Origin of the sequence: Paraburkholderia hospita (assembly GCF_002902965.1) — a bacterium.
Lineage (GTDB): Bacteria > Pseudomonadota > Gammaproteobacteria > Burkholderiales > Burkholderiaceae > Paraburkholderia > Paraburkholderia hospita.
Genome location: NZ_CP026107.1, coordinates 1,113,444 through 1,133,490, shown reverse-complemented (window position 1 = coordinate 1,133,490; position 20,047 = coordinate 1,113,444). Strand labels below are relative to the sequence as shown.

The following is a 20,047-nucleotide window of genomic DNA, read 5'->3' as shown; positions in this document are numbered from 1 at the left end:
CACCAACTCTGGTCGACTCGCCGTGCATGGGACCAGAGTAAGGCGCTAAAGCGCCAACTCTGGTCGACAGGAGACACAAATGAATAGAGCATCCAGTATTCTGGTCTGGACAGCGGTCGCGCTTCTCGGCGCATTCGCGTTCGGCACCATCGCGCTTGCGCATGGCGAGAAGGTCAGCGCCCTCTGGGTCGTGATCGCCGCCGTCTGCGTCTATCTGATCGCTTATCGCTTCTACAGCCGCTTCATCGCGAATCATGTCTTGCAGCTCGACGGCCAGCGCGTGACGCCCGCCGTGCGGCACAACGACGGTCTCGACTACGTGCCGACCAACAAGTACGTGCTGTTCGGCCATCACTTCGCGGCGATCGCGGGCGCAGGCCCGCTGGTCGGCCCGGTGCTCGCCGCGCAAATGGGCTACGTGCCCGGCATGCTGTGGATTCTCGCGGGCGTCGTGTTTGCAGGCGCCGTGCAGGACTTCATCGTGCTGTTCATCTCGACGCGCCGCGACGGCCGTTCGCTCGGCGATCTCGTCAAGATGGAGCTTGGCACCGTGCCCGGCGTGATCGCGCTGTTCGGCGCGTTCCTCATCATGGTGATCATCCTTGCCGTGCTCGCGCTGATCGTCGTGAAGGCGCTGACCAATTCGCCGTGGGGCACGTTCACGGTCGCCGCGACCATCCCCATTGCGCTGTTCATGGGCGTCTACACGCGCTTCATCCGGCCGGGCCGCATCGGTGAAGTGTCGGTGATCGGCTTCGTGCTGCTGATGGCATCGATCGTGTTCGGTCAGAGCGTGCACGATAATGCCGCGCTCGCCGCATGGTTCACGTTCAGCGGCACGCAGCTCACGTGGATTCTGATCGGCTACGGCTTTGTGGCATCGGTGCTGCCTGTGTGGCTGCTGCTTGCGCCGCGCGACTATCTGTCGACGTTCCTGAAGATCGGCACGATTCTCGGTCTTGCGATCGGCATTCTCGTCGTCGCGCCGGAACTCAAGATGCCCGCGCTGACGAAGTTCGTCGACGGCACGGGGCCTGTGTGGTCGGGCAACCTGTTCCCGTTCCTGTTCATCACGATCGCTTGCGGCGCGGTATCGGGTTTCCACGCGCTGATCTCGTCGGGCACGACGCCGAAGCTGCTCGACAATGAAAAGAATGCGCGCTTCATCGGTTATGGCGCGATGCTGATGGAATCGTTCGTTGCGATCATGGCGCTGGTGGCGGCTGCTGTGATCGAGCCGGGCATCTACTTCGCGATGAACGCGCCTGCTGCCGTGCTCGGCACGACGCCCGACGCGGTCGCGCAAACCGTATCGCAATGGGGCTTCATGCTGACGCCGGACATGCTGACGCAAACAGCGCAGGCGGTCGGCGAAACGACGATCGTCGCGCGTGCAGGCGGTGCGCCGACACTTGCCGTGGGCATGGCGCAGATTCTCCATCAGGTGATTGGTGGACAGGCGATGATGGCGTTCTGGTATCACTTCGCCATTCTTTTCGAAGCGCTCTTCATCCTGACGGCTGTAGATGCAGGCACGCGTGCTGGACGCTTCATGCTGCAGGACCTGCTGGGCACGTTCCACCCTGCTCTCAAGCGCACGGAATCGCTGCCTGCGAACCTGATCGCTACTGCGCTGTGCGTTGCCGCGTGGGGTTACTTCCTGTATCAGGGCGTGATCGATCCGCTTGGCGGCATCAATACGCTGTGGCCGCTGTTCGGTATCTCGAACCAGATGCTGGCGGGGATTGCGCTGGTGCTCGGCACGGTGGTGTTGTTCAAGATGAAGCGCGAGCGTTTTGCGTGGGTTACGCTTGTGCCGACCGTGTGGTTGCTGGTCTGTACGATGACGGCGGGTTGGCAGAAGATTTTCGACGCGAATCCGAAGGTTGGGTTTCTGGCGCATGCTGCAAAGCTCGGTGCATCTGCCGATGCTGGCAAGATCGTTGCGCCGGCCAAGTCGATCGAGCAGATGCATCGGATCATGTTCAATGACTATGTCGATGCTGCGCTGGCTGGGTTGTTTATTTTTGTGGTCGTTAGTGTGGTGTTTTATGGCGTGCTCGCGGTGGTTCGTGCGCGACGCGCTGATCGGCCCACTGTGCGGGAGACGCCGTTTGAGATTCTGCCTTCCGGGCAGCGTGCAAGCGGTACGCACTAAAGGGACCGCGCCATGTTCTCAGGACTTCGGGATGATGTGCTCAACGCCGGGCGATATCTCGGGCAAGCCATGCGGTTGATGGTCGGGATGCCCGACTATGAGACTTATGTCGCGCATATGGGTGCTACGCATCCGGATCGCCCTGTTATGAGTTATGAGGAGTTTTTTCGGGAGCGGCAGGCGGCCAGGTATGCCGGTGGCGCGGGGAAGTGTTGTTGAGCCGTTTGGTTTTTTTGTCTGCGACGCTGTTGGGATGAATGCTGTTGCGATGGCTTCTGTGCAGCGGCTTCGCAGCGCGGGCGGTTTGGTTGTTCTGGCCTTTGCGCTGGCATCCGCGTTTTGTCTTCGTGGCGCGGCCAGTTTGGTTTTTTTGCCTTTGCGCTGGCATCCGCGTTTTGCCTTCGTGCTTCAAGCGTCGCCCCTGTGCGGGGCGGCACCTACTTTTCTTTGCCGCCGCAAAGAAAAGTAGGCAAAAGAAAGCGGCTAACACCGCAAATTCTTCTCCCTGCCTGAGGGCCCCCAACCGGTCCCTCACTTCACACGGCAACCTGCTTGTTCCGCGTCCGTTGCCAGCGCTCTTGCAGTACGCCTCACCCGCTTCACGCACCCGCGATACAGCATGCCGTGCCAGATGTTCCACGGCCGCCCAGGTGGCAAACTGTGTGTAGGCCGTAGCACTACACACACATCACTCCGGACCGATAGCGCATGCGTGCCACCATGTAAGAGCGCCAGGCTATACGACGCGACAACCTACACACAGTTTGCCACCTGGGCGGCACATACCATTCGCTGCCGCCTGCCCGAGTACGGGTATTCGAAGCGGGTGAGGCGTTCATTCGAAGCGTTGGCAACGTGCGCCAGCAGAGACGCTGCCGTGTGAAGCATAAGACCCGTTGGGGTCCCTCAGGCAAACAAAAGGGCTGGCGGTGTGAGCCGCTTTCTTTTGCCTACTTTTCTTTGCGGCGGCAAAGAAAAGTAGGTGCCGCCCCGCACAGGGGCGACGCTTGAAGTACGAAGGCATAGCGCGGATGCCAGCAAAAAGGCAAAACAACCAAACCGCGTGCGCAGCAAACACCGCCTCACGGATGCCAGCACAAAGCCCCCGAAAACCAAACCGCCGCGCCGCGAAAGCGCAACAGCGAACGCCAGTGCGAGCAAAAGCAAAAGCAAAAAAACCACCCAGCGTCGCAGACAAAAACCCTTCAAACCACTGCCTTCGCGCTACGCCCACGCCGGGCAGTCCCTGACGACAAAGTCCTGACCAGCTCCACATACTCCTGCTCAAGAAACGGCTCCGCATGCTCAAGCAAAAACCGCCTGAACATCACACAAGTCGGCGACAACTGCTTAGAAGCGAGATGCACGATCTGCCACGTGCGCTCAACGGGCGTCCCATTCACATCAAGCAGCGCAATCTCCCCCGTCCGCAATTCGAGCCCAAGCGTATGCAACGAGATAAGGCTCACCCCCATCCCGGCCATCACAGCCTGCTTGATAGTCTCATTACTCCCAAGCGTCACACACCGCGAAGGTGTAAAAAGATGCTGCCGAAACGTATGCTCGGCCACAGCCCGCGTCCCCGACCCAGGCTCACGCAACAGAAACGTATCCCCCGCCAGTTCCTGTAAATCAAAACGCCGCGCATCGCGCAAAGGATGCGTAACCGGCGCAATAATCACATGCGGATGATAAGCAAGCGGCTCAGCTGTCGTGCCCAACTCAGGCGGCGGCCTACCCATAATCGCGAGATCCGTCGCATTGTCCTGCAAGAGCCGCAACAACGTCTCGCGATTGCCAACCGAAAAATGCACATCCACCTTCGGATACTGCTTCGAATACTGCGCGAGCAACTTCGGCGCGAAGTAAGTCGCCGAACTCACGATGCTGACCGTGATCGACCCGCTATCTGCTTGCGCGAGCGAAATCATCGTGTCTTCGGCATCCTTGATCTCGCCGAGAATGCGGCTCGCATGATGCGACAGACGCTCGCCCGCTTCCGTCAGACTGAGGCGCCGCGCGATCCGCTCGAACAGCGGCATGCCGATCGCTTCCTCCAGCTGGCGAATCTGCATCGACACGGCCGGCTGCGTCAGATGCAGTTCTTCCGCCGCGCGCGCGAAACTCGGCAAACGGCTCGCGATCACGAAGATCTGCAGTTGCCTGAGCGTCAGCGAGCGGATCAGGTTCATGTGGCAATTTCCATGAGCGTGGCAATGGGCGGCAGGCGCGCGCCGCCACGCAGCGACATCGACAAGATTCAGCGGCTCGCGCGCGGTCCGGCAGGTGGCGCCGCCGGTGACGTCGGCGTGCCGTGCGCGGGCGGCGACAGCTTACGCAGCGAGCCTTCATAGCTCAACGACTCCGTCTTCAACGGATGGGCGAAATCGTCGTTGTCGCCAGGCACGTCGGTGCGCAGCAACGACACGCCGCCAGGCACGCCGTCGGCGAGCACGAACGTGTAGCGCTTGCTCGTGAACTTCGGAAAGCGCTGCGCGTTCGGATCGTGCAGATACGGCTGGATCACGATCTTGCGCGCCTTCACGGGCTTGCCGTCAACCTGTATCGTCGCTTCCGTGATAGCCGGCGACGCCGCGAGCGCAAGCCGCAAGCGCTGCTGGAAATAGCGCCGCTGGCCGCCCGTCGCCTGCTCCATCCCGGCGATATCGCGCTCGAGAAAATACAGGATCACAGGGTTGCACGGCAGATTGTCCGGCAACGGCACCTTGCCGCTCGCATCGCTGACCGTGACGTCGCTATTCGCGTTGCCCGCGCTCGCGACGAGTACACGGACCCTATCCGTCTGCTTCTCAGGCGGCGCGGAAACGACGAGCGAATAGTCGAGCTCCGTCTGCGACGCGACGCCCTGCAAATGCGGCGTGAGAAACAGCAACTTCTCGGCGGGTGCAATAGGCGCCGTCGCGCCACTCGCTCCGCTAGCAGCATCGGCTGCGCGCGCCGCCTGCGGCGAGGTCATCCACAACACGAGCGCCGCCATCGCGGCCGCGCCACGCATCGCAAACGCACGCCCGCCAACGCGTGCGTTCGCTCCCAAAGCGCCCGTCATTTCGGCGCATCCGACGCAACCGGCGCGCTCGCCAACGGCAAGAGCGGCACTTCATAGCTGACGAGAATCTTGTCGATCGTGTCCTGATGGGTGGCGATCCACTGGTCGATCTTGTCGTGCCACGCCTTCTCGCCGTAACGCACGCCCATCGAGATTTCATAGTCGAAACGGATGCCCGCCTGCGGCGGGAACGGCACGAGCTTCACGCGATCGCTCGCCTGCTTCGCGAAGTAGCCCGCAATCGGTCCCCAGACGAACACGACGTCGACGTTGCCCTGCGCCAGATCGTGCTGGATCATCTCGCCTGGAAACGCATTCGGGTCGCCGCTTTGCGCGCGATACGACACAGCCTGGTCGATCAGGTTGTTATTCAGCAGCCAGTCGACAGCGGGCGTCTGCGAGAAAATGCCGAGCTTCAACTTTTTCAGTTGATCGGGCGGCAACTTCAACAGATCAGTAGGCGTATTGATGTTCGCGAACTCGGGGCGCTTGATGAACACCATCGCGTATGTGGAATGCAGCCACGGCCGCGTGGTCGACGTCATGTCGTAACCATGCGGCACGCCGATGATCAAATCGCATTTGAACTGATCGCTGTTGTCCGCCTTGTCGCGCAACGTGTGACGCACGAAGCCCATGCGCTGAGGGAAGTACGTGTATTCGAGCTTGTAGCCGAAATCTTTGGCCATTGCGGCCGCGATCTTGTTCTCGAAGCCCTCGCCCTTGTCGTTCGACAATGGCATGTTGTTCGGATCGGCGCACACGCGCAGAACGTTGTCCGCGCCGTCGTTGTTCGGCAGATTCGGCGCGGGTGCGCCTTGCGCGTAGGCGGATGGCGCTCCGACGCAGGCCCAGCACAGCGCCAGCATCGCACAGACGGCATGGACGGCGGAACTTCTGCGATCGGTCATCGAGGTCTCCCGGGTTGGCGTCATGCGATGGGCGGCGCGATGCGATGCATTGCATCGCGGCACGTCACGGGCAATCGCACGACTTTATCGTCACTTCGCATCGATCGCCTGCAGATCGCCCGGTTTGATCGAGCCGTCGGAGCGGCCTTTCAGGTAGGCGAAGAGGTTCTCCCAGTTCTTCTGCATCATCTGACTCGAACTGAAATCGGGCATGCCCTTGTCGACACGTCCGCCGAACACCGTACGATGAAACTCGTTCTTGTCGAGCGTCTTGAACGCATCGATCAGCGACGGACCGACGAGGCCCTCCTGCTTCGCGCCGTGGCAGCGTTCGCAGGCGAGCGCGCGCCAGGTTTTCCATCCCAGCAGCGTATCACTGTCGACCTTGTTGCCGTCGACCACTTTGTAAGCAACCTTCTGGGCCTGGGGGGGCGCGTCCGACGACTGTCCCCAGCTATTGGTCATGACAACAGGTAAAGCGCTCAACGCCAGTAACGCACCTGCAAGCGACAGCACAACACGGCCTTTCATGCGTTCGTCTCCCTATCATTTCGATTGAAGCTGCTTTTCAGGCATAACCGGGCAGCCGCGCGGCACATCGCATCTGCAACGCGCCGCGGGCGCCACTTGTTCGGAGCCGAAGACCGCGTACGGGCGTCTCCGGCTACGTCACTGCTGCTGCGAAACTACGACTGCGAGACTGCTGCAACGCTTCAGACCGTATCAGCCGTTCCCGCCGGGAATGGCGAAGATGAACAGCGTGCCGCCGAGCGCGGTGTACTTCGCCAGCTCGCGGTAGCCGCCCACGGCGCCCAGGCCTTCCGTCGACTTCTGCAGGCCGGCTGCCATGCCGATGCCCGCCCAGCCGCCGATGCCCGAATACACGCCGACGAACTGCTTGCCCTGATACTCATACGTGAACACGTTGCCGATGATCCCCGACGGCGTCTTGAACTTCCACAGTTCCTTGCCGTCCTTGATCCGTACTGCCTTGATGTAGCCTTCCAGCGTGCCGTAGAAGGCGATGCCGCCTGCCGTCGCCAGCGCGCCCGACCACACCGAGAAACGCTCCGGCTTCGACCAGACGATCTTGCCCTTCGCCGCATCCCACGCGATGAAGTTACCCATCGCGCCCTTCTCGTTCGGACCGGGAAACATCGACAGCGTCGCGCCCACATACGGCTGGCCGGACACGTAGTCGACATCGAACGGCTCGTAGTCCATACAGACGTGGTTGGTCGGCACGAGGAACAGGTTCGACGAAGGATCGAACGCGGCCGGTTGCTGGTCCTTCGAACCCAACGCCGCCGGGCAGATGCCCTTCACGTTGTGATCGGGACCGGCTTTCTGCGTCGAATACGAGGCGTTGCGAATCGGCAGGCCGCTCTTCAGATCGACGCTATCCGCCCAGTTCACGGCCGGGTCGTACTTCTGCGCGACCAGCAGCTCGCCCGTCTCGCGGTTCAGCGTATAGCCGAAGCCGTTGCGGTCGAAGTGGACGATGGCGGGCGTCTTCTTGCCGTTGATCGAAATGTCGGAGAGGATCATTTCGTTGACGCCGTCATAGTCCCATTCGTCGTGCGGCGTCATCTGATAAACCCACTTCGCCTTGCCCGTATTCAGGTCGCGCGCGAAAATCGACATCGACCACTTGTTGTCGCCGGGACGCTGCGTCGGGTTCCACGTGCCCGGATTGCCCGTGCCGTAGTAGACAAGGTTCAGCTTTGGATCCCACGCATACCAGCCCCACGTGGTGCCGCCGCCGAGCTTCCACTGATCGCCCTTCCAGCTCTTGATCGACGAATCCGCGCCGACGGGTTGCATCTTGCCGTCGACCCACGTCATCGTCTGTTGCGGATCGAGCAGCATCTCGTTGTCGGGCCCGGTGCTGTAGGCCTTCCACGCTTCCTTGCCCGTCTTCATGTCGTACGCGATCAGACGGCCGCGCACGCCGAACTCGCCGCCGGAGATGCCCGTCAGCACCTTGTCGCCGAATACGTGCGGCGCGTTGGTGTTGGTTTCACCCGCTTTCGGATCGCCGTTCTGCGCGGTCCAGACCACTTCGCCCGTCTTCGCGTTGAGCGCGACGAGCTTGGTGTCGGCCTGTTGCAGGAAGATCTTGCCGTCGCCGTATGCGAGCCCGCGGTTCACGGTATCGCAGCACATCACGGAGATCACCGACGCGTCCTGCTTCGGCTCGTATTGCCAGATGAAGGTCTGGTCCTTCAGGTTGATTGCGATGACCTTATTGGGGAACGGCGAGTGGATATACATCGTGTCGCCGATGACGAGAGGCGAACCTTCGTGACCGCGCAGCACGCCCGTCGACATCGTCCAGGCGACCTGCAGTTTGCCGACATTACTTTCGTTGATCTGCTTGAGCGGGCTGTACCGGTGATTGGAATAATCACCTGCCTGCGCCGCCCAGTTAGATGGGTTCTTGATTAGCGAGTCCAGCTGCGGATCGGCATAAGCCAGGAACGAGTTCAGCGCCGTCGCAACCAACACCGCCAGTCCGAGAACCAGGGTGCGTACGTTCATGTCTCCTCCAGATTGGGTGATACTGGTTGAAACCGTCCAGTTACCGATGACACGCTACCGGGTCGCTCCCAGCCGCGCCGCTGGATGCAGGTAACGTCTTTGCTGCGCCGGATCCATTGCCCAGCCCATGCGTATGACGGCGGTTCGCATATTCCATGCCGGTCGCTACAACACGCATTGACACGCCGCTGCACGCCTTCGCGGCGTCAACATGTTCCGCTTCGCCGCCTGCGGCGGGACATTCTGTGTCAGATACGCAAACCAACAGGCGGCGCCCGAGGCCCGCACGCAGGCAAGGCGGCAATCGGGCTTTGCAAAGCGCACAGGGGCGCTAAGCTCTTCATATGAGCAACCATCCCGACACCAGCGGAGGTCCGTCATGGCACAAAGCGAACAGGTGTATTCCGACGAGGAAATCCAGAAGAAGCTCGAAGGCCCATTGCAGCACTGGTATCTCGAAGACGGCTGGCTGCGGCGCAAGTACCGCACGGAAGGCTGGAAAGGCACGCTGATGGTGGTCAACACCGTCGGCCATCTTGCCGAAGCAGCGTGGCATCACCCGGATCTGACGGTGTCGTATGCGTTCGTCGTCGTGAAGCTGAAGACGCATTCCGCCAAGGGCATCACCGACAAGGACTTCACGCTCGCGCGGAAGATCGAAGAGGTCATCGGGTGGCAGCCGGGCAAGGAAGGCGGCCCGCTCGAAGGCACGCCCGCCGACGATCAGCGCTTCCGCTATATCAAGTACGACGCGCCGAAGAGCTGACGGCGTTCGCGCGAAGGCGCGCGGGCTGGATCACGGGCTGATCGCACGGCGGTCGCGCGGATCGCACGGATCGCGCGCCGTGTCGCGCGTGGTACGGCTCTTGCCTGACTCCGGAACCGCGCCGCTGCGGCGGTTCCGCGCCGTTTTATTGCGGCGCCCCACGCCCATACGACTCGACAAGGAAGCTCTCGAATGCGGATGTCATCCGAACGCACGTCGACACTGCCTGCCATCTCGGCGATCACCGTTGAAGCGCCCGGCCGGCTGCACATGGGCTTTCTCGATCCCAACGGATCGCTTGGACGCGCGTTCGGCAGCGTCGGCGTCGTCATCGAAGGATGCGGCACGCGCGTCACCGCGCGGCCCGCCGACGACGCGCAGATCGAAGGCGCTACCACCGACGCGCAACGCGAGCGCATCGAGCGCTATCTCGCGCTGCTGCACGACGCCTATGGCGGGCCGCCCGTTTCCGTCGAAGTGGAACAGGCGGCGCGCGCGCATTGCGGCATCGGCTCGGGCACGCAGCTCGCGCTCGCGGTCGGCACCGCGTACGCGCGGCTGGTCGGCATCGCGGCAACGACGGCGGAACTCGCGCAACGCCTCGGACGCGGCGCGCGTTCCGGCATCGGCGTGCTCGGTTTCGATCATGGCGGGTTGCTCGTCGACGGTGGGCCGGGCCGCATGACAGCGGGCGTGGCAACGCGCGCCGCCTTGCCGCCGCTGATCGCGCGCCAGCCGTTTCCCGACGACTGGCGCATCGTGCTGATCGACGACACCACGCGCGAAGGCCTGCACGGCGAAGACGAAAAGCGCGGCCTCGCAGCGCTGCCGCCCTTCCCGCAGACTCTCGCCGCGCACGTCTGCCATCAACTGCTGATGCGCGTGCTGCCCGGCATGGCGCAAGGCGACTTCGACGCGTTCGCCGCCGGCGTCAGCGAGGTTCAGCAGTCGATCGGTGAATACTTCGCGCCCGTGCAAGGCGGCGTCTACTCCAGCCCCGCCGTCGCGGCGGCCTTGCAGGCCATCGCGGCGAACCAGACAGCGGGCGTCGGGCAAAGCTCGTGGGGCCCGACGGGCTTCGCGTTCGTGCAGAGCTCGCGCCATGCCGACGACGCGCTCGCGGCAGCCCGCGCGGCGACGCGCGAATTCCCCGGCATCGTGTGCTCGGTGACGCGCGGCCGCAATTGCGGCGCGCGCTTCTATGCCGTCCAGCAGCCGCGCTTCGGCATCGACGCGCAATGAGCCGGATGCCCGCAATCCGCCGACCGATCGAATGCCTGCGCGCCCATCAAGGGTCGCGCAAGCCCCGCTTTTGACTACGAAAGAGCCGACTCCATGTCACAAACCACTGAAAGGCCCTACATTCTGCACATGTTCACGCCGACGCCGCAGATGAGCCCGTTCGACGTCAACATGGCCGCCGACGCCGGTTATCAGATCGTCGTGCCGTATTGCGGTGTCGATGTGCGCAACGTCGTGCAACTGACCCAGGACGCGATCTTTTCGCGCGGCCCGAAAGGCGTGTCGCGCACGGGTATCTTTATCGGCGGACGCGATGTGATGCTCGCCGCCGACATGCTCGACCGCGCGCGCGAAGCGATGGTGCCGCCGTTCGAAGTCTCCGTGTTCGCCGACCCGAGCGGCGCGTACACGACTTCAGGGGCGCTCGTCGCGCTAGTCGAATGTCATCTGAAGGTGCAGCACGACGAGGAACTGAAGGACAAGCACGTGCTGATACTCGGCGGCACGGGCGCCGTGGGCCGCGTCACGGCCGCCATCGCGGCGACGCTCGGCGCGCATGTGACCATCGCGAGCCATTCCGACGCCGCGCGCGCCGAACGCGCGAGCCATGACGTCGACGAGCGGTTCGGCATCAAGACCTCGGGCGTCGGCACGGGCACGCCGCAGACACTGCACGCCGCGCTGACCCATGCGGACATCGTGTTCGCGACGGCAGCCGCGGGCGTCCAGGTGATGAGCGCCGCCGATCTCGCGCAGGCGCCGCGCCTGCTGATCGCCGCCGACGTCAACGCCGTGCCGCCCGAGGGCATCGCCGGCGTCAACGTGATGGACGACGGCAAGCCGCTCGGTGGCGCCGTGCGGCCCGATGCAATCGGCATCGGCGCACTCGCGATAGGCAACGTGAAGTATCAGGTCGAACATCGCCTGTTCACGCGGATGCGCACGGCGGGAAAGCCTGCGTATTTCGGCTTCACCGAAGCGTTCGACGAAGCGCGCGCGGTCGTCGCCGAACGCAGCTAGCGCACGAACGCACGACCTAAGCGAGGCGACGCGATGCCTTTCAGCGCAGCCGGTTCCACATCCGCGCCGTTCGTCGCAGTGGCGGGCCTGTCGGCGCGCATGCTCGCGCAATCCGCCGCGCATGGCGGTTATCAGGTGGCCGCGCTCGACCTGTTCGGCGACCGCGACACGCGCCGCTACGCGAAGCTGTGGCTCGATACGGGCGGCAGCGGTTTATCGATCGATCGGGACAAGCTCCAGGCTGCGCTCGAACGCGTCGTGCGGCTGCCCAAGCTGATCGGTTACGTGGTTGGCAGCGGGATCGAGCCGCACATCGACTGGCTGCAACAGACGGCGAAACTGCCGCGCCTGATCGGCAACGACGCCGACGCGACGGCGGCCGTGCGCGATCCGAGGCGCTTTTTCCCGTTGCTCGATGAACTGCGCATCGCGCATCCCGAGGTTGCTTTCTTGCCGCCCGAGCGGCCCGAAGGCTGGCTGCACAAAGCCGCCGATGGCTGCGGCGGCACGCATATCCGTCCAGCGGAGAGCGCCGATACACGCGACGGCTACTTTCAGCGCGTGAACGAAGGACTGCCAATGTCGGCGCTCTTTCTCGCGGCGCGGCGTGAAGCTTTCGTGGTCGGCTACGCAGAGCAGCTTTGCGTGACGAGCGGCACGCTGCCGTATCTGCACGCGGGTTCGCTCGGTCCCGTCGATCTGCCTGCGAGCATTGCGCGGCAAATCGATGACGCGGTGCGCTCCATAGCGGCGCGCGCGAATCTGAGCGGACTCAACAGCCTCGATTTCCTGCTCGACGGCGATGCGATCCGCGTGCTCGAAGTCAACGCGCGGCCGTCGTCGACGATGGCGCTGTACGAGCGCGCGTGGCGCGACGCGTGGCCGCGTGGATTGCTCGCCGCGCATATCGACGCGTGCCTGCATGACCGTCTGCCGCCCGAGCGCGCGGGCGCGCCGCAATGCCGTGTCGCACAACAGGTCGTGTTCGCGCCGACCGCCTTCACGGTGACGCGCCGCTTCAGCGATGCGCTGTTCGTCGATCCTGTCTGTCACGACATTCCGAACCCGGGCACGCGCATCGAAGCCGGCCAGCCCGTCTGCACGGTGCTCGTGACGGGCCGGATGTCGGGTGGGCGCACCGCCCTGCAACGCGAGCTGCAACACCAGACGCAACGACTTTTGCAACGCATCGAAACCAGCCCCGAACCTTGCCATGAACTCGTCGACTCACACGGCTGACCATAACGGCAACGCGCCGCCGCCCATCGCCCGTGACGCGCCCAGCGTCAACGCGCTCGCCGCGCCGCTCGTCGCGCAACTGCTCGCGGATGTCGCGCGGCTGCGCATCGCGTCGTCGCGTCACGCGTTCGGACCGACGATCGTCGACGCGGGCATCGCGACGCCCGGCTGCGTCGAGGCGGGCGTGATGATCGCGCGCATCTGCATGGGTGGCCTCGGCCGCATCGAGACGCGCATCAGCGCCGAGCAGGAGCCGCTCTGGCCCGCGATGATCGAAGTGCATACGGCGTCGCCCGTGCTCGCCTGCCTCGGCAGCCAGTACGCGGGCTGGAGTCTTTCCGCGAGCAAGGAACAGAACAACGGCAAGAAGTTCTTTTCGCTCGGCTCGGGACCGGCGCGCGCGCTGGCCGGCAAGGAGACGCTGTTCGACGAGCTAGGCTACCGCGACGCGCACGACGCTGGCATGCTGGTGATGGAAGTCGGCCAGCCGCCGCCGCAAGCGGTGCTCGAAAAGATCGTCGGCGACTGCGGCCTCGCGCCCGAGAAGCTGACCGTGATCGTCACGCCGACGCAGTCTGTCGCCGGGACGGTGCAGATCGTCGCGCGCGTGGTCGAGGTCGCGCTGCACAAGGCGCATGTGCTCGGCGTGCCGCTCGGCGAAATCGTTGAAGCGAGCGGCACGGCGCCGCTGCCGCCGCCCGCGCCCGATGGCCTCGCCGCGATGGGACGCACCAACGACGCGATCCTCTACGGCGGTCGCGTGCATCTGACGGTGACGCGCGACGCCGTTGCGCGGCGGCTGGCGGCCGAGTTGCCGTCGTCGAATTCGCGCGACTACGGGCGGCCGTTCGCCGAAATTTTCGCGTCGTTCAATCACGACTTTTATCAGATCGACGCGTCGCTGTTTGCGCCCGCCGAGGTGTGGGTCAGCAGCCTCGAAAGCGGTGCGACCTATCGCGGCGGCCGGCTCGACGGCGCGCTGCTGCATGCTCTCTGGCAAGGCGACGCGTTCGTTGCGGACGATGAACCGGCGGCGGCCGAGCCAGGCACGCCGGGCATCACCAGTCCGGGGGCGCCATGAGCGACGTATCGGCGGCAAGCGGCCTGCGCGTCGCGATCATGACCGACGAAACCGGCTGGCACACGGGACGCCTCAAGAAAGCGTTCCGCGCGCGCGGCGTCGATGCGCGCTGCGTCGATCTCGCCGCCTGCCGCATCGACACGTCGTGGTCGCCGTTTGGCCTCGCCATTCCGGGCTTCGCGCGCGACCTGCCCGATGCGGTGTTCGTGCGCGGCATCGCGGGCGGCACGTTCGAGCAGGTCACGCTGCGCCTCGGCATCCTGCACGCGCTGCGCGAGTGCGGTGTGCCCGTCTACAACGACGCGCGTGCTATCGAGCGCAGCGTCGACAAATCGATGACGAGCTTCCTGCTGCATCGCGCGGGCGTGCCGACGCCACCCGCGTGGGCGACGGAATCGGCGGCCTTCGCGCAGCGCGTGCTGATGCGCGAGGCGGCGGCCGCGCGCCGGGTCGTGATCAAGCCGCTGTTCGGCTCGCAAGGCAAGGGCTTGCGGCGGCTCGGCGCGAACGCGTCGAACGGCGCGTTGACACCGCTGCCGCCGCTGCGCAGCTATCGCGAGGTCGCGTATCTGCAGCGCTTCGTCGGCAGTGCGCGCGCGCGGCCTGGAGCGTACGACTGGCGCGTGCTCGTGATCGGCTCACGCGCGGTTGCTGCGATGCGGCGAACGGGCGGGCGCGGCTGGATACACAACGTCGCGCGCGGCGCACGCTGCGAACCGGCCGAACTGGATCCGGCGCTCGCGAGCCTCGCCGAGCGCGCGACGGCCGCGCTCGGGCTCGATTACGCGGGCGTCGACCTGATCCCCGATCTGTCGATGCCGGGCGAAACAGGCGCGCCGCTTGTGCTCGAAGTGAACGGTGTCGCGGCGTGGCGTGGACTGCAATCGGTGACGACCGTCGATATCGCCGCGGCGCTGGTCGATGATCTGCTCGATCGCAAGCTCGCGGCGAGTCGCACATCGACGCTGCTGCAGCCTGCCGTGCCGCTCCATGGGCGCTAGCGATCCCCTTTCTCGCGCGCCCGACGCGTTCCTGCGCGCGTGCCGGCTCGACGTCGAAGCGGCGAAGCCGGGCAATGTCAGCATCGCGAGCGCGGGACACGGGATGCAGGCCGCGCAGTTCATCGACAGCGCGGAGGCCGCCGCGCCTGCGCTGTTCGCGCGCGGCGCGCGCGTCGGCACGCGCATTCTCGATGCCGTGACGCGCACGCAGCAGGTCGCCGGATGCAATACGAATCTCGGCATCGTGTTGCTGGTCGCGCCGCTTGCTGCCGCGCTAGAACCCTTGAGCGACACCGCACCGCTCGACGCCACACGCTGGCAAGCATCCGTCGAAAACGTCCTCTCGCGTCTCGACGTCGACGACGCGCGCGCCGCATATCGTGCGATCGCGCTCGCCAATCCCGGTGGACTGGGCGACGCGCCGGAGCAATCGGTGCATGCGCCGCCCACCGTCGATCTGCGCGAAGCAATGTCGCTGGCCGCAGAACGCGACAGCATCGCGCGTCAATACGCGAACGGCTTCGCGGACATCTTCGGCTCGGGCCTCGATACGATCGCGCAATCGCACTGCAGCACGCCGACCGCTATCACGCTCGACGTCTTTCTCACCTTCCTCGGCGCGTGGCCCGATTCGCACATACTGCGCAAGCATGGCGTGGCCGTGGCGCAAAGTGTCACGCGAGAGGCGCGCGAACGCCACGCGCAATGGCTCGGCGCGGACACTCCCGCGCACGCCGCGCGGCTCGATGCATGGGATGCCGAACTGAAGGCGCAAGGCGTCAACCCAGGCACGAGCGCCGATCTGAGCGTCGCGACGCTGTTTGTCGCCGCCCTGCTCGACCCTCAGCGCTTCACTTGCGACACCGTCTGAGTGCATCGCGAGATCAATTGGCATGGTTCCTGTTACACGGAAACGCGGTGCGTCCCCCTCAAACAACGCGCGGTTGGTCGCCACGCGTCGCGAGTTCGTCACACGTCGACAGACCCAATTCACTGGAGGAACAGCATGGCCAAGATCAACCGCGTAATGGTAGGCGAGTCGCTTATCGGCGAGGGCAACGAAGTCGCCCACATCGATCTGATCATCGGGCCGCGAGGCTCAGCAGCCGAATCGGCTTTCTGCCACGCGCTCACCAACAACAAGGACGGCTTCACGTCGCTGCTCGCCGTCGTTGCGCCGAATCTGCTGACCAAGCCCAACACCGTGCTGTTCAACAAGGTGACCATCAAGGGCGCAAAGCAGGCCGTGCAGATGTTCGGCCCGGCGCAGCACGCGGTAGCGCTCGCCGTCGCGGATTGCGTCGAAGACGGCACGATTCCGAAGGACGAAGCCGACGACCTGTTCATCTGCGTCGGCGTCTTCATCCACTGGGAAGCCGACGACGACAAGAAGATCCAGGAGTTCAACTACAAGGCAACACGCGAGGCACTCCAGCGCGCGGTAGCGGGCGAGCCGAACGCCGCTGAAGTCGTAGCGAAGAAGGCAACGGCTGCGCACCCGTTTGCGCCGAACTAGGCGCAGCTTATGCATGGCACGCAGTGTCGCGCGCGCAACGCGCGGCGGGCCGCAAAGGTCTGCCGCGCGTTGCGCCGCGCGTGTTTAACCGATGGATGCAGAACCCTACGCTAAAGGCTTCCACATGACCTCACGTTGTCGCGCGCGCCTCGCTGTCGCGGCGTTCGCGTGCGTTGCAGTGCTTCCGCTTGCCGCGCTGGCGGCCGATCCCGCGGGCGACAAGGCCCCCGCCAGCGGCTACGACTACCCGACACAAGGCCGCGTCGAATACGTGCTCGGCTGCATGGACGACAACGGTCACGATTTCGCCAATGTCTACAAGTGCTCGTGCGTAATCGACAAGATTGCGGCCGCCCTACCGTATGACGATTACGTCGAACAGATGACGTTCGCGAAGTACGCGACACTCGGCGGCGAAGGCGGTAATGAATTCCGCGTCGACCGGGCGCGCGCGCAAACCAAGAAATATCGCGCGCTGCAGCAAGAGGCATATCAGGCGTGCGGGCTCGCGAAGGCCACGCCGTCCGCGGCGAAGTAAAGCCTGCCCTAAGCCTGCGGCCGCGCGGACGTGCCCGTCTCAGGCCGACGGGCATGCGAGATACACGCGCGTCTCACGCAAAGCGCTCGCGCTGCCGCTCGATGATCACGCCAACCGCGGCGACGTCGTCGAACTTTGCGGGTTTGCACAACTTGACGCGCACCCACTGAGCGCCGAACCTGTCGACCAACAATCGGGCAATCTGCTCGGCCAGCGCTTCGAGCAGCTGCACCTTATGTGTCGCGAGCAGCGTGTGCAGCTCGGCGCGCACGGCCGCGTAATTGATCGTGTCGTCGATCCGGTCCGTCTCGCAGGCGCGCAGGGACGGCACGCCGATTGCGAGATCCAGTTGCACGGGCTGGGGCTCGTGCAGTTCGCCGGCGTCGATGCCGATGACCGTCTGCGCGACGAAGCCCTCGATGTAGACGATATCGAGCGCGGCGGCATGCTGCGGCTGCTCCACCGGCTCCCGCGTGGGCCGCGCGCTCGACGGCAGCACGACAGTAAAATGGATGGGACTGCTTCCTGGGTTGAAACGGTCCATGTAGGGGCTCCACATTGGGGCGCGCGAGCAGCGCATCGGTTTTTTGCGGCAATCTGACGAAGCGAAGCAAAAAGCAGGCGCACTCGCACACACTCGTACGACTATTTATTGATGTATCGCGACACGAGTTGTACAGTGTTTGCTGAGTGCCCTGGAACAGATTCAAACGACATATCAGCAGTTCTGCCACGCGCGCGCGAGACGCGCGGCACATCGGGAAGCACACGGGGAAACACTTACATACAGCGCAGGCCGGGCCCATCGGCAACTGGATGGACACGAGCCCGAACGCATCGGAGACGCCCCTAATGTCATCGCTCGTTGACATCGATTCGCATGTCCGGGATGTACTGAACATCGTCAACAACCAGCCCGCATCGTGTTCGATGAGCCATTCCGTCGCGCAATCGTGGACGCGCTGTCTTGTCGAGTTCGGTCTGGACCCTGGACGTTTCGTGCTGCCGCCCGTGCTGACGCAGCACGAACTGAACTTGCGGCGCGAGGCGGCGGGCGATCTGATCGCCTGCTCGAAGCTGGAAATGACCACGCTCTACCAGCAACTCGCCGACCCCGAACTCGCGGTGATACTCGTCGATGCAAACGGTGTGATCGTTCATCAGGTTTCGTCGGTGCCGTTCGGCGAGGCCGTCGCCGCCGACGGTCTGCGACCCGGCGCCGTGTGGAGCGAGCGCGAAGCGGGCACGAACGGCATGGGCACCTGCCTGACGGAGCGCGAATGTCTCGCGATCTATCAGCATGAGCATTTCTATCCGCGCTATATGTCCCTCACCTGCTCGGCCGCGCCGATCTTCGACGAACGCGGCGCGATTGTCGGCGTGCTCGACGTGACGAGCCGCTCGCGGATGCTGCAGCAGCATTCGCTCGTGCTCGTCGGCATGTCGCGGCAGATGATCGAGAACCGGCTGATCGACTCGCGCTACCGGCGCGCCAATACCGTCCACTTCCATAGCCGCCCCGAATTCGTCGGCACGCTGCACGCAGGCAAGCTCGCTGTCGACGACGACGGCATCGTGCTCGCCGCCAATCGCAGCGCGTTGTTCCAGCTCGACCTGCGCTCGCCCGACCAGTTATGCGGCAAGCGCATCGAAGAAGCGTTCAGCGCGACGCTCGAAGACATGATCGCGCGCAGCATTCGCGGCTCGTTCCACCCGATCACCGTGTACAGCGCGCACGCCAGCAACCGCTTCTTCGTGATCGCGCAGACGCCGCGCGACGCGACGTCGTTCGGCAACGCGAACCAGGTGGCAACGAGCGCGCGCGGACAGTGGAGCGACGTATCGATCAACCGCGTTTCGCGCGCCAAAAGCCCGCGCGAAACGCGCGACGCGAAGCCGGCAGCGGCCGGGCTCGACAAGCTCGCGCATCTGGAATTCGGCGATCCGCGCATGGCCGCGCAGAGCCAGCTGGCCGCGCGCGTGATCCAGCGGAAAATCCCCATCATCCTCAGAGGCCAGACGGGCACGGGCAAGGAAGTGTTCGCCAACGCGCTGCATAGCATCAGTCCCAACGCGGCGGGCGCGTTCGTCGCGGTGAACTGCGCGTCGCTGCCGGAGACGCTGATCGAAAGCGAGCTGTTCGGCTATCGCGCGGGCGCGTTCACGGGCGCGCAGCGCGAAGGACGGCGCGGCAAGATCGTGCAGGCGAACAACGGCACGCTGTTCCTCGATGAAATCGGTGACATGCCGATGGCCTTGCAGGCGCGGCTGCTGCGCGTGATCGAAGAACGCGAAGTCACGCCGCTTGGCGCCGAAACCACGATCAAGGTCGATTTCCAGCTGATCAGCGCGAGCCACCGCAACCTGCTCGATCTCGTGCAGCGCGGCCTGTTCCGCGAAGACCTGTACTACCGGCTCAACGGCATCGAGATCAACCTGCCGCCGCTATGCGAACGCGCCGATCTGCTGCCGCTCGTGCAGCACATCCTCGAAAGCGAAGCCGAAGATCCGCCCGAACTCAGCGCCGAAGCGCGGCAGGCACTCGCGAACTACGCGTGGCCCGGCAACATCCGCCAGTTGCGGCACGTGCTGCAGATGGCCATCGCGCTGTGTGACGGACCGGAAATACGCTGCGTGCATTTGCCGGCGGAAATCGTCGATGAGACGCGTAGCGCGGGCGGCGCGCCCGCACGCGCTTCGGCGGCGGGACCGCTGGCGCAGCAGGCAAACGGAGCGGCAACACCGTTCGACGACGAGGCTGATTTATCGGCGCTCAACGCCATCCAGGTCAAGGAGCGCGAAACGGTGCTCGCGATGCTCGACGAGCATCGCTGGAACGTTAGCAACGTCGCGAAGACGCTCGGTATCAGCCGCAACACCTTGTACCGGAAGATGCACAGACTGCACATCCGGCTGTCGCACGACGCCGCACAGGCTTCCGTCGACGACGCGTGCGGCAAGTGACTC

The 20,047-nt window shown here is 64.4% G+C and carries 19 protein-coding genes; 13 read left to right on the top strand and 6 right to left on the bottom strand.

Annotated features, from left to right (window positions below; translation table 11 throughout):
* Window positions 1-79: 79 nt before the first annotated feature.
* Genes C2L64_RS38355 through C2L64_RS53625 form a run of 3 tightly spaced genes read left to right on the top strand, consistent with a single transcriptional unit; the run spans window position 80 to window position 2,627 of the window.
* The gene (locus C2L64_RS38355) at window positions 80-2,158 is read left to right on the top strand and encodes a carbon starvation CstA family protein (protein WP_007576981.1); all 2,079 of its coding nucleotides are present in this window, start codon (window positions 80-82) and stop codon (window positions 2,156-2,158) included.
* Window positions 2,159-2,170: 12 nt separating this feature from the next.
* A complete protein-coding gene (locus tag C2L64_RS38350; protein WP_007576979.1) occupies window positions 2,171-2,377 on the top strand; it encodes a YbdD/YjiX family protein in 207 nt (68 codons plus the stop codon).
* Entirely contained in the window at window positions 2,349-2,627 is a 279-nt protein-coding gene (locus C2L64_RS53625) for a hypothetical protein (RefSeq protein WP_131542577.1), read from the top strand. The genes C2L64_RS38350 and C2L64_RS53625 overlap by 29 nt, the downstream gene beginning before the upstream one ends.
* A gap of 736 nt (window positions 2,628-3,363) precedes the next feature.
* On the opposite strand, the gene C2L64_RS38345 is transcribed toward C2L64_RS53625, so the two are convergent.
* The 5 genes from C2L64_RS38345 to C2L64_RS38325 form a co-directional block, all read right to left on the bottom strand.
* Window positions 3,364-4,350 carry a LysR family transcriptional regulator gene (locus C2L64_RS38345; protein WP_007576978.1) on the bottom strand — a complete coding sequence of 329 codons (987 nt, stop codon included), beginning with the start codon at window positions 4,348-4,350 and terminating at the stop codon, window positions 3,364-3,366.
* A 68-nt stretch (window positions 4,351-4,418) separates the two neighbouring features.
* Window positions 4,419-5,225 (bottom strand): hypothetical protein, encoded by an 807-nt coding sequence (locus C2L64_RS38340; RefSeq protein WP_007576976.1) that lies wholly within the window; start codon window positions 5,223-5,225, stop codon window positions 4,419-4,421.
* Window positions 5,222-6,136 carry a substrate-binding domain-containing protein gene (locus C2L64_RS38335; protein WP_007576974.1) on the bottom strand — a complete coding sequence of 305 codons (915 nt, stop codon included), beginning with the start codon at window positions 6,134-6,136 and terminating at the stop codon, window positions 5,222-5,224. Before C2L64_RS38335 ends, C2L64_RS38340 begins: the two co-directional genes overlap by 4 nt.
* 90 nt (window positions 6,137-6,226) lie before the next feature.
* On the bottom strand, window positions 6,227-6,667 hold the full coding sequence (locus tag C2L64_RS38330; RefSeq protein WP_007576973.1) for a c-type cytochrome: 441 nt from the start codon (window positions 6,665-6,667) through the stop codon (window positions 6,227-6,229).
* A 192-nt stretch (window positions 6,668-6,859) separates the two neighbouring features.
* On the bottom strand, window positions 6,860-8,677 hold the full coding sequence (locus C2L64_RS38325; RefSeq protein WP_007576971.1) for a methanol/ethanol family PQQ-dependent dehydrogenase: 1,818 nt from the start codon (window positions 8,675-8,677) through the stop codon (window positions 6,860-6,862).
* 379 nt (window positions 8,678-9,056) lie between these two features.
* Here C2L64_RS38325 and C2L64_RS38320 point away from each other — a divergent pair, with 379 nt between their 5' ends.
* From C2L64_RS38320 to C2L64_RS38280, 9 genes are all read left to right on the top strand, one after another.
* Entirely contained in the window at window positions 9,057-9,443 is a 387-nt protein-coding gene (locus C2L64_RS38320; protein WP_007576969.1) for a 4a-hydroxytetrahydrobiopterin dehydratase, read from the top strand.
* A 192-nt stretch (window positions 9,444-9,635) separates the two neighbouring features.
* Window positions 9,636-10,685, top strand: coding sequence for a beta-ribofuranosylaminobenzene 5'-phosphate synthase family protein (locus tag C2L64_RS38315; RefSeq protein WP_007576967.1), 1,050 nt, complete (start codon window positions 9,636-9,638; stop codon window positions 10,683-10,685).
* Window positions 10,686-10,778: 93 nt separating this feature from the next.
* A complete protein-coding gene (locus C2L64_RS38310) occupies window positions 10,779-11,705 on the top strand; it encodes an NAD(P)-dependent methylenetetrahydromethanopterin dehydrogenase (RefSeq protein ID WP_039899702.1) in 927 nt (308 codons plus the stop codon).
* Between the two features lie 33 nt (window positions 11,706-11,738).
* On the top strand, window positions 11,739-12,944 hold the full coding sequence (locus C2L64_RS38305; protein WP_007576963.1) for an ATP-grasp domain-containing protein: 1,206 nt from the start codon (window positions 11,739-11,741) through the stop codon (window positions 12,942-12,944).
* Window positions 12,919-14,025 (top strand): methenyltetrahydromethanopterin cyclohydrolase, encoded by a 1,107-nt coding sequence (gene mch / locus C2L64_RS38300; protein ID WP_007576960.1) that lies wholly within the window; start codon window positions 12,919-12,921, stop codon window positions 14,023-14,025. The genes C2L64_RS38305 and mch overlap by 26 nt, the downstream gene beginning before the upstream one ends.
* On the top strand, window positions 14,022-15,026 hold the full coding sequence (locus tag C2L64_RS38295) for an ATP-grasp domain-containing protein (protein ID WP_007576958.1): 1,005 nt from the start codon (window positions 14,022-14,024) through the stop codon (window positions 15,024-15,026). Before mch ends, C2L64_RS38295 begins: the two co-directional genes overlap by 4 nt.
* Window positions 15,016-15,897, top strand: a complete 882-nt coding sequence (locus tag C2L64_RS38290; protein ID WP_007576956.1) for a triphosphoribosyl-dephospho-CoA synthase — start codon at window positions 15,016-15,018, stop codon at window positions 15,895-15,897. Before C2L64_RS38295 ends, C2L64_RS38290 begins: the two co-directional genes overlap by 11 nt.
* A gap of 135 nt (window positions 15,898-16,032) precedes the next feature.
* Window positions 16,033-16,542, top strand: coding sequence for a formaldehyde-activating enzyme (gene fae, locus C2L64_RS38285; protein ID WP_007576954.1), 510 nt, complete (start codon window positions 16,033-16,035; stop codon window positions 16,540-16,542).
* Window positions 16,543-16,666: 124 nt separating this feature from the next.
* Window positions 16,667-17,080 carry a hypothetical protein gene (locus C2L64_RS38280; RefSeq protein ID WP_007576951.1) on the top strand — a complete coding sequence of 138 codons (414 nt, stop codon included), beginning with the start codon at window positions 16,667-16,669 and terminating at the stop codon, window positions 17,078-17,080.
* Window positions 17,081-17,153: 73 nt separating this feature from the next.
* Here the strand turns inward: C2L64_RS38280 and C2L64_RS38275 are convergent, their stop codons facing one another.
* Window positions 17,154-17,624: a dihydroneopterin aldolase gene (locus tag C2L64_RS38275; protein WP_007576948.1), complete on the bottom strand. Its 471-nt coding sequence runs from the start codon at window positions 17,622-17,624 to the stop codon at window positions 17,154-17,156.
* 308 nt (window positions 17,625-17,932) lie between these two features.
* Here C2L64_RS38275 and C2L64_RS38270 point away from each other — a divergent pair, with 308 nt between their 5' ends.
* Window positions 17,933-20,044 (top strand): sigma-54-dependent Fis family transcriptional regulator, encoded by a 2,112-nt coding sequence (locus C2L64_RS38270; RefSeq protein WP_007576944.1) that lies wholly within the window; start codon window positions 17,933-17,935, stop codon window positions 20,042-20,044.
* Window positions 20,045-20,047 lie beyond the last annotated feature (3 nt).

What these genes read in the sequence shown, in the direction of transcription:
- C2L64_RS38290 (WP_007576956.1), top strand. Translation starts at nt 15,016, where the DNA reads ATGGGCGCTAGCGATCCCCTTTCTCGCGCGCCCGACGCGTTCCTGCGC.
- C2L64_RS53625 (WP_131542577.1), top strand. Translation starts at nt 2,349, where the DNA reads ATGCCGGTGGCGCGGGGAAGTGTTGTTGAGCCGTTTGGTTTTTTTGTC.
- mch (WP_007576960.1), top strand. Translation starts at nt 12,919, where the DNA reads ATGAACTCGTCGACTCACACGGCTGACCATAACGGCAACGCGCCGCCG.
- C2L64_RS38305 (WP_007576963.1), top strand. Translation starts at nt 11,739, where the DNA reads ATGCCTTTCAGCGCAGCCGGTTCCACATCCGCGCCGTTCGTCGCAGTG.
- C2L64_RS38340 (WP_007576976.1), bottom strand. Translation starts at nt 5,225, where the DNA reads ATGACGGGCGCTTTGGGAGCGAACGCACGCGTTGGCGGGCGTGCGTTT.
- C2L64_RS38355 (WP_007576981.1), top strand. Translation starts at nt 80, where the DNA reads ATGAATAGAGCATCCAGTATTCTGGTCTGGACAGCGGTCGCGCTTCTC.
- C2L64_RS38280 (WP_007576951.1), top strand. Translation starts at nt 16,667, where the DNA reads ATGACCTCACGTTGTCGCGCGCGCCTCGCTGTCGCGGCGTTCGCGTGC.
- fae (WP_007576954.1), top strand. Translation starts at nt 16,033, where the DNA reads ATGGCCAAGATCAACCGCGTAATGGTAGGCGAGTCGCTTATCGGCGAG.
- C2L64_RS38330 (WP_007576973.1), bottom strand. Translation starts at nt 6,667, where the DNA reads ATGAAAGGCCGTGTTGTGCTGTCGCTTGCAGGTGCGTTACTGGCGTTG.
- C2L64_RS38270 (WP_007576944.1), top strand. Translation starts at nt 17,933, where the DNA reads ATGTCATCGCTCGTTGACATCGATTCGCATGTCCGGGATGTACTGAAC.
- C2L64_RS38275 (WP_007576948.1), bottom strand. Translation starts at nt 17,624, where the DNA reads ATGGACCGTTTCAACCCAGGAAGCAGTCCCATCCATTTTACTGTCGTG.
- C2L64_RS38325 (WP_007576971.1), bottom strand. Translation starts at nt 8,677, where the DNA reads ATGAACGTACGCACCCTGGTTCTCGGACTGGCGGTGTTGGTTGCGACG.
- C2L64_RS38310 (WP_039899702.1), top strand. Translation starts at nt 10,779, where the DNA reads ATGTCACAAACCACTGAAAGGCCCTACATTCTGCACATGTTCACGCCG.
- C2L64_RS38345 (WP_007576978.1), bottom strand. Translation starts at nt 4,350, where the DNA reads ATGAACCTGATCCGCTCGCTGACGCTCAGGCAACTGCAGATCTTCGTG.
- C2L64_RS38315 (WP_007576967.1), top strand. Translation starts at nt 9,636, where the DNA reads ATGCGGATGTCATCCGAACGCACGTCGACACTGCCTGCCATCTCGGCG.
- C2L64_RS38320 (WP_007576969.1), top strand. Translation starts at nt 9,057, where the DNA reads ATGGCACAAAGCGAACAGGTGTATTCCGACGAGGAAATCCAGAAGAAG.
- C2L64_RS38335 (WP_007576974.1), bottom strand. Translation starts at nt 6,136, where the DNA reads ATGACCGATCGCAGAAGTTCCGCCGTCCATGCCGTCTGTGCGATGCTG.
- C2L64_RS38295 (WP_007576958.1), top strand. Translation starts at nt 14,022, where the DNA reads ATGAGCGACGTATCGGCGGCAAGCGGCCTGCGCGTCGCGATCATGACC.
- C2L64_RS38350 (WP_007576979.1), top strand. Translation starts at nt 2,171, where the DNA reads ATGTTCTCAGGACTTCGGGATGATGTGCTCAACGCCGGGCGATATCTC.